Raw genomic sequence first — 7,588 nt, forward strand, 5'->3', positions numbered from 1 at the left:
CTCAAGTCGTCAGACGGCGGGTGAGTCATTGCCCGACGCCATCGCTCCGCAACTCGCGACGCTTGCACGACGCCCGCCCGTGCGCGGCGACTGGCTCTACGAGATCAAGTTCGACGGCTACCGCCTGATGTGCCGAGTCGAACATGGCAAAGCGAAGCTCATCACGCGCGGTGGCCACGACTGGACTGAGAAGATGCGCACGCTGGCGTCCGCTATCGACGAAATGCCGGTCGACAACGCGTGGCTCGACGGCGAGGTGGTCGTGCTCACCGAGAGCGGTGTACCCGACTTCAACGCATTGCAGAATGCGTTCGACCGTCGCAGCACCGCGCGACTGACCTTTTTCGCGTTCGATCTCCCCTTTCTTAACGGGCGTGATTTGCGGGAAGTCCCGCTCTCGCAGCGCAGAGAGTTGCTTGGCGAGTTGATCAGCCAGACGTCTAGCGAGCGCATCCGCTTTAGCGAATCTTTCACGGAGGACCCAGATTCGCTGCTCGCATCCGCGTGCCGCATGCGGCTCGAGGGCATTATCGGCAAACGCGCCGATGCGCCGTACCGCTCTGGCCGGTCAACGGATTGGATAAAACTCAAGTGCCTGCAACGCCAGGAATTTGTCGTCGGCGGATACACGAGAGTGGCGGGCGCGAAAAGCGGGATGCGGTCGCTCATGCTCGGTGTACACGAGCGAGACGGCAGCCTGCGGTTCGCCGGCACCGTGAAGGCGGAACTTAGACCGCGCCCGCTTGCTGAACTCGAGAAGAAAGCGGTTGCGCTGATTCGCCATAAGCCGCCTTTTTACAACCCGCCTCCACGCGAGAAGGATCGCGACTTCGTGTGGCTGGAGCCCGAACTCGTCGTTGAAGCGTCGTTTCTCGAATGGACGCCTGCCGGCGAGGTTCGTCATCCCGTGTTTCAAGGCATGCGGGACGACAAGCCCGCCGCGGCCGTGACGGAAGAGGCGGTCGTCGACGTGGATGAACCAGAGAGCTTGCCTCAGGCGACAGGAACGACGCGCGTGTCGCCCGGCCGCGCGGGAACGCTCGTTATCTCAGGTGTGAAAGTCTCCAACGCCGAGCGCATCATCGATGACGTCACGCGCATGAAGAAAATCGACCTTCTTCGCTACTACGACGAGATCGCCGAGTTCGCGTTGCCTTACCTAAAGGATCGGCCTGTGTCGCTGGTACGCGCACCCGAAGGCATTCACGGGGAGTTGTTCTTCCAGAAGCACGAGGAGCGTTCGAAGATTCCGGGGATCACACGACTGCCATCCGAGATCCACCCCGGCCACCCGCCGCTGCTGGTCGTCGACCATCACGAAGCGCTCATCGGTCTCGCACAGATGAACGTGGTCGAGCTGCATAGTTGGAACGCTGTTCAGCCGGACCTGGATCACCCCGATCGCTTTATCCTTGACCTCGATCCAGACCCGGAGCTGTCATGGCAGATGATGCTCGATGCGGCGACGCTGTCGAAGGTGTTGCTAGACGAGATCGGACTCAAAAGCTTCATCAAGACGAGCGGCGGCAAGGGCTTCCACATCGTTGTGCCGCTCACGCGGCGTCAGCAGTGGGATGAAGTGAAAGACTTCTCCCACGCAGTCGCGCGTTACATGGCGAGACTGATGCCCGAGCGCTTCTCAGCGGTCCTCGGACCCAAGAACCGGGTGAAGAAGATCTTTATCGACTACCTGCGCAACAGTAAAGGCGCGAGCACGGTCGCCGTGTTCTCGGCGCGCGCCCGCTCGGGCATGGGCGTATCGATGCCTATCGCGTGGGACGAGTTGAGCGATATTGGCCGCGCCGATCAGTGGACGATCAAATCGGCCGCACAGCGCATGCATTCGCTGCGTAGCGATCCCTGGGACGGATTTCACCGGACGCGGCAAGGCATCACCGTGGCGATGCGAAGGGCGGTCGGCATGCGATAACGCCCGCGGACCGAGACCTAGCTTTGCTTCTTGGTCTTGTGGTGACGCTTAACAGGGAGCGTCGAGTGCTTGCCGGTCGGCCCACCGGGCGTGCCTGTCTCGCCGTTCCCGTTGGGCGTGGCGATGCCGACACCGCCTCGACCCGCCCCATTGCCGCCGGGGACGCCGCCGGCGTTGCCTTGGGCGAGAGCGCCCGTCGAAAGGCCCCACGCAAGGGCCGTCGTCACAATGCATTTCGCTGCTGTATTCATTTTGTTCCTCAGTCTGTCGTTTCACGCGTGGGACGATAAGGCCGTTCTGTCCCGCCGGGCGCGCTCATCGCAAACGCTGGTCCCGGTGCGCCACCCGGATGTTCGCGCAGCATTAGAGACGATCAACATGACACGCTTGCGACGACGGCATGACGTATGCGAGACCGTCCGAGTCGGTGCGAGCCGGGGGGCTAGCAAGATATCGTTATCGGAGGCAACGATGAAAAGCATGACCGCGAAAGTTTTAGCTTCGGCGCTCGCGATGGCGCTGTCGGTGGGCGCATACGCCCAGGGTGGCGGGGCCGGTGGTGGCGGCGCAGGTGGTGGCGGCGCTGGTGGCAACAGCTCAGGCGGCGGGATGGCGGCAGGGGCCGGCGGTGGGACCGGTATGGGCGCTGGCGCAGGCGGTGGTGGTGCTGGCAACCCGGGCGGTGCGGCAGGCGGTAACGCAGGCGCCGCCGGCGGCATGACCCACGGCACCGGCACCGGCGCTATGACAAACGGCTCGTCAAACCGGTCAAACGGTAGTGCAACGCACAAGGGTACTGGCTCGCACCGCGCCAAGGGTACCGGCGCGACAGGTTCGACACAAAACAGCCAATAGGTGAGGGCGTACCCTGCTTTCTACCACGCAGCGGCTACTGGCTTTGACGCGTTAAAGCGCGCGGTAGGATTGACGAGAGTCGGTCGCGCCGCGCTTCTTTCGGCCGGAAAGAGCGCTAAAGGTAGTTGTGGTTGAAGTCCGGCAGTCCAGAGGTGTTGCAGCAAAGTTTGTTGATGTCGCTCCACAATGTCACGTGAGCTGACGTGCTGTCCATGGCAGGGCGGCCCCAAGATTGCATCGGTTGTCGCAAGGGTACAGTCGTTGCTCCTACAAGGTTATTGCGACGATCGTTGCAACCGACAATTAGGGAGCATAGTCATGCCAACAGTAACTTCGCAGGGCACCGTCGTAAAACGCACTCCGGTGGATTGGGTTGCGGGCGCACTGGTCATCATCGGCGCGTTGAACTGGGGCCTTGTCGGTGCGGCTCAGTTCGATCTGGTCGCCGCAATCTTCGGGGCGGGCACGGTTGCCGCAAGGATCGTGTATGTCCTCGTGGGGCTCGCCGGGGTCTACATGCTGATTCGCGCATTTGTGCCTTCCCGCGGACACCAGCTTGCATCCTGACCAGATGCGTTAGTTGGCGCCCCGTCTAGCGCGTGCCTGACCGGGACGTCGACAACAAACTGGGGGCGCGGGCGCGCATTGTCGAGTTTGTCTTTTTGGCAGTGGCCTACGACATCACGATCGGCACAACAATGGCCGACGACCGCGTGTGCGCCCCGCAGTTGGGAGGGCCATTGCGACTGGCCTCGCGCCCGAGCAATCCAATCTGGTTTGTGAAGGCGGTGACGCAAGAGCACTTTGGCGTCTGCAAACGCATGCTCACTAAAAAGCAGCACGGGTCCCCGATACAGTAACGTAGCAGCACGCCGATGCTGGCCACCCCAGACGTCCAAGCTATCCGGTTGCGGAAAACACAACGACGCCTTCCTGATTTAGTCCAGCATCGCTCGGCTCAACAATTGAGCACTCGAGTTCGGGATAAGAGAGCCTGCGATAAATGCTGGTTTCAATCAGTTCACCGCGGAACCGCCGGTAGAGCAGGCGCCCAGCGAAGTAGTAATGTGGGTCGAGCACAGACGGCGGGCTTGCTGGGACGTCTCCGTGAAATGTCGTTCGGGTGTCCGCCGCAAAGGTCGTCCAGAGCTCGCTTCTCGCCGGCAGCATGGTGCCGGGCTTCACCGTGTCGGTGACGGTGTATCCCCAGCCCGCTTTCGGCAGCGCGTGCCGTGCACCGATGTACGTACGCTTGATTTCAAACGCGCTACTGACGACCTCGAAACCCCAGTCGCATCGATTCTCCAAGACGAACGTCACCTTCCCTGGGGAGCCTGGGATGATGCGGGCCTTGCTGATCGCAATTGACAGTTGCCGCGCGTGGGTCGTTTGGGTCGGCTCGTCGTCGGTCACCGGTTCACGGAATTCGTGTTGGCACGCACTCGTGCTGGTACCAGTAGTCGACGAGGCGCTGCGCGTATTGCAGATCTTCGGGATAGTAGGGGTCGTCCCAAAACGGCGACGGGTCATATCCGGCCTTCCGCAACGCGGCTAACTCTGACTGGTGCTCCGCCATCGTGGGGCTTGCGTTCGTCCTCAGGGCAGTCAGGTCATGGCACTCGCGGTCAGTCAGGTACCTGCCTGGCGGCGGCATCTCGCCGACGGCGCAACCGCCGAGCAGGGATGCCGCCGCGAAGGCGATCAGCCAGCGTTTGCGCGTTGTGCCCATGATCCGAAATTTATTTAGTCGCCGCTACCAAGCTCGCTGTGCTTGTGTGAATGCGTGGCTGCATGGACGAGTTCGTAGTGAGCGCCCTTGCCGCTTCGGGTCGGCGGGAAATGCTCGCCCTCGACGCACGTCACCTCGAAGCCGGAGCCGCCGTCGCCTTCCTTCACAACCTTGTAGATGCCCGACGTCTGAACTTTCTCGCCGGGCTTGTGCTGGTCTGCCATTCTCGACTCCTCGTTGTTGTTCCAGTCGCCCTGAAGCAAAACATATTCCGCGGCGCCTATGAGTTTCTCTGGAGCAAGCGGTACGCATTGAAGTGGCGGATGGCCTTAGTCGCCTCACCAAGTTCTTCGTGGATGCGCGCGGCGTTGAAGTGAGCATCGGCGAAATCAGGAGCGTTTTGGATGCAAGCCTCGTATGACTGCAGTGCTTCGCGGAAGTGGCCCGAATCTTCGAGCGCGACCCCGATGTTAAACAGCAGCACCGGGTCGTTTGCCCGGTATCGCAGCGCGTCCCGATAAACCGCTATGGCGTCGTCGAATCGCTCGGTATCCACAAGGACGCCGCCGAGGTTCAACGAGGCATCGGTATAGTCCGGTGCTCGTTCGAGCGCCTTTCGATAGGCCGCTTCAGCGGCGTCGAGGTCGTCGTCCTCAAGTGCGCGCGCTCGGCGAAAGAGTTCGACGGCTTCTTCGCGTGCCCGCTGCGCGCGCGGCGCTTGCAAAGAAGCGACGTTTCCCGATGCTTGTTGTTCCTCGAAATCGAGAAGCAACTGGCCAGTCTCCGCGTCCCATTGGCGGCTCGCCTCGTCCCGGACCGCCACCCGGTCTCCGACGGCCGCGAACCGCACGCCCGTGAGCGACCCTTCGCGGCCCCAGCTTTTCCGCAGATGATCGAGCGCGCGAACGATCTTCATCGGGGAGACGCCTGCCACGCGCAACGCATGCGCGGTCCTCAGCATGACGATGTCCTGGAAGGTAAAGCGCCGCTCTCGTCTGTCACCGCTCGCCGGCGAAACGAAGCCTGCAGCGATCAACCGCTCGACCACGCTGCGCGACACGCCGAGCATGCGCTGCACTTCGCGAAGGCTGTACCCGTCGTCGTGCATATCACCGCTTCGTGCCGGTCTTGCGCGCTGGTGCTGGTTGATCGTCTGTCGCCGCGCGGCGCACCGCTCGGCGCTTCGGGGGTGGCATTTCCTCCGCCGGTTCCGGCGGTTGTGCGGCGGTTCGGGCTGTCTTCCGTGCGGCACGCGGTGCCGCTGTCGGTTCCGCTGCTGCGGCGGGCTTTTTCTTTAGACTGGCGCGTAGGGCTTCTACGAGGTCGATGACTTGTGCGCCGGGCTGCTCGATGGCCGGTGCCGCCGTGATCTTGTTGCCCGCGATCTTCTTGTCGATCTCGGCTAGGATGCGCTCTTTTTCTTCGTCCTTGTACGCGCCCGCGTCGTAGCTGTCGACGCGGTGCTGCTCGATCAGTTGCTCGGCGAGTTGTAATTCCGTCGGCTGAATATCCGTCTCTTCAATGCCGATATCCGCTTGCGAGCGGACCTCGTCGGCGTAGAGCAAGGTTTGGAGGATCAAGCCGTCGTTGCCGGCGCGCACCTGCACCATGTGCTGCTTGCCCTTCCACGTCCAACGAGCTACCGCGCAGGTGCCACTGTCTTTCATGGCTTCCTGCAGCAACCGGTACGGTTTTCCGCCGCGCTTGTCGGGGGCGAGGTAGTAGGGCTTGTCGAGATAGATCGGGTCGATCGCCTCGGTCGGGACAAACGACACAATGTCGATCGTGTGGCTCGCGCTAGCTTCCAGCGCCTCCAGTTCCGACTTCTCAAAAATCACGTACTTCTCTTTTTCGAATTCGTAGCCCTTGACCATGTCGGCGCGTTCGACGACCTTCCCATCGTGAGGGCAGACGTACTGCTGTTTCAGCCGGGTGCCGCACTCTTTGTGCATTAGGTTGAAACCCACGCCTGACTTGCTTTCCGTCGCGGTGTAGACCTTTACCGGAACGGAAACGAGTCCAAAACTGAGCGTCATCGAGGCGATAGAACGGGCAGCCATAGGAACCTCTCGCGTAGGTTATTTGGCCGGCCACAGTCGATGCCGCTCTTGGCGGCGCAACACGGTCACGCGGCAAGGCCAACGGTCATTCTGCGCAAAACGAGTGCCACACTCCCAACCGGAGTCGCAAGACGGAGAAGGCGGGGACCTCTCCGCCTCCGTGTATATTTTCAGCAACGGAGGGCAAAAACAGTGTGCACGAGCTACGAGTCTAATCCGAAAGACGCGTTCGACGTCTTCAGTCTGTTCCCGGTACCGAACTTCGACTACAAGCCCGAAATCTACAAGGACTATGCGGCGCCGATCTTCCGCCGGATCGACGGTGAGTATTTGACTGACGCCGCGACGTTCGGCATGGTCCCGCGCAAGTTCATCCCGCAGGGCGTCAAAGCCTTCGATACTATGAACGCGCGGTCCGAGTCGGTCGGGCAGAAGACAAGTTTTCGCACTGCGTGGAACAAGCTCCAACTCGCTTTGATCCCATGTCGCCGGTTCTACGAGCCGGACTATGAGACGGGCAAGGCAGTGCGCTGGCGCATCGGGATGGCCGATGGCGCTCCGCTTGCTATAGCTGGGCTATGGCGTGCTTGGAAAGATCCCGCCGACGGCTCAACGAGCCTGTCGATGACGATGCTGACGGTCAACGCCGACGATCACCCGCTGATGAAGCGGTTCCATAGGCCGGGAGCGGAGAAAAGGTCGCTGGTCATCATCCCGCCAACGGAATATGAGGACTGGCTGTCTTGTAAAAGCACGGATGAAGCGCGCTCGTTCCTGCAGCTTTATCCAGTTGAGGCGATGCACGCCGAGCCGTTCCCACTACCGCCGCGCAGCGCTAAGCCGAAGGCAACGCCCAACCTTGATTTGGCTCAAGCGTCCCTGCTTGCGGACGACGGGGGCTGAGCGAGGGCCGGAGATACTGGGTCTGAAACACGAGAGAAAACGCGATGGCTACCTATCGAGCGGCATATCTGCCGTCGGAATGTGGCGCGACAATCCGGATGAGAGACGCGC

8 protein-coding genes are annotated in these 7,588 nt (G+C 61.6%); 3 read left to right on the forward strand and 5 right to left on the reverse strand.

Translation table 11 applies throughout. From position 1 onward, the window contains the following. The first annotated feature begins 28 nt into the window (after positions 1 to 28). Both ligD and BG57_RS34160 read left to right on the forward strand, forming a co-directional pair. Positions 29 to 1,930 (forward strand): DNA ligase D, encoded by a 1,902-nt coding sequence (gene ligD / locus BG57_RS21285; RefSeq protein ID WP_081850959.1) that lies wholly within the window; start codon positions 29 to 31, stop codon positions 1,928 to 1,930. Between the two features lie 1,173 nt (positions 1,931 to 3,103). Further along, positions 3,104 to 3,352: a DUF378 domain-containing protein gene (locus BG57_RS34160; protein WP_035967811.1), complete on the forward strand. Its 249-nt coding sequence runs from the start codon at positions 3,104 to 3,106 to the stop codon at positions 3,350 to 3,352. Between the two features lie 333 nt (positions 3,353 to 3,685). Here BG57_RS34160 and BG57_RS21305 read toward each other — a convergent pair whose 3' ends face one another. From BG57_RS21305 to ku, 5 genes are read right to left on the reverse strand one after another with little or no spacing between them, the layout of a single operon-like run. Beyond that, positions 3,686 to 4,198 (reverse strand): hypothetical protein, encoded by a 513-nt coding sequence (locus BG57_RS21305; protein ID WP_035967812.1) that lies wholly within the window; start codon positions 4,196 to 4,198, stop codon positions 3,686 to 3,688. 4 nt (positions 4,199 to 4,202) lie between these two features. After that, positions 4,203 to 4,514 carry a DUF4148 domain-containing protein gene (locus BG57_RS21310; protein WP_035967813.1) on the reverse strand — a complete coding sequence of 104 codons (312 nt, stop codon included), beginning with the start codon at positions 4,512 to 4,514 and terminating at the stop codon, positions 4,203 to 4,205. A 14-nt stretch (positions 4,515 to 4,528) separates the two neighbouring features. Continuing rightward, positions 4,529 to 4,738, reverse strand: a complete 210-nt coding sequence (locus BG57_RS21315) for a hypothetical protein (RefSeq protein WP_035967815.1) — start codon at positions 4,736 to 4,738, stop codon at positions 4,529 to 4,531. Between the two features lie 56 nt (positions 4,739 to 4,794). Next, entirely contained in the window at positions 4,795 to 5,622 is an 828-nt protein-coding gene (locus BG57_RS21320; RefSeq protein ID WP_035967816.1) for a tetratricopeptide repeat protein, read from the reverse strand. Position 5,623: 1 nt separating this feature from the next. After that, on the reverse strand, positions 5,624 to 6,574 hold the full coding sequence (gene ku / locus BG57_RS21325) for a non-homologous end joining protein Ku (protein WP_035967817.1): 951 nt from the start codon (positions 6,572 to 6,574) through the stop codon (positions 5,624 to 5,626). Between the two features lie 192 nt (positions 6,575 to 6,766). Between ku and BG57_RS21330 the strand changes: the two genes are divergently transcribed. After that, a complete protein-coding gene (locus tag BG57_RS21330; protein WP_035967818.1) occupies positions 6,767 to 7,477 on the forward strand; it encodes an SOS response-associated peptidase in 711 nt (236 codons plus the stop codon). Positions 7,478 to 7,588 lie beyond the last annotated feature (111 nt).

This window comes from Caballeronia grimmiae (assembly GCF_000698555.1).
GTDB classification, from domain to species: domain Bacteria; phylum Pseudomonadota; class Gammaproteobacteria; order Burkholderiales; family Burkholderiaceae; genus Caballeronia; species Caballeronia grimmiae.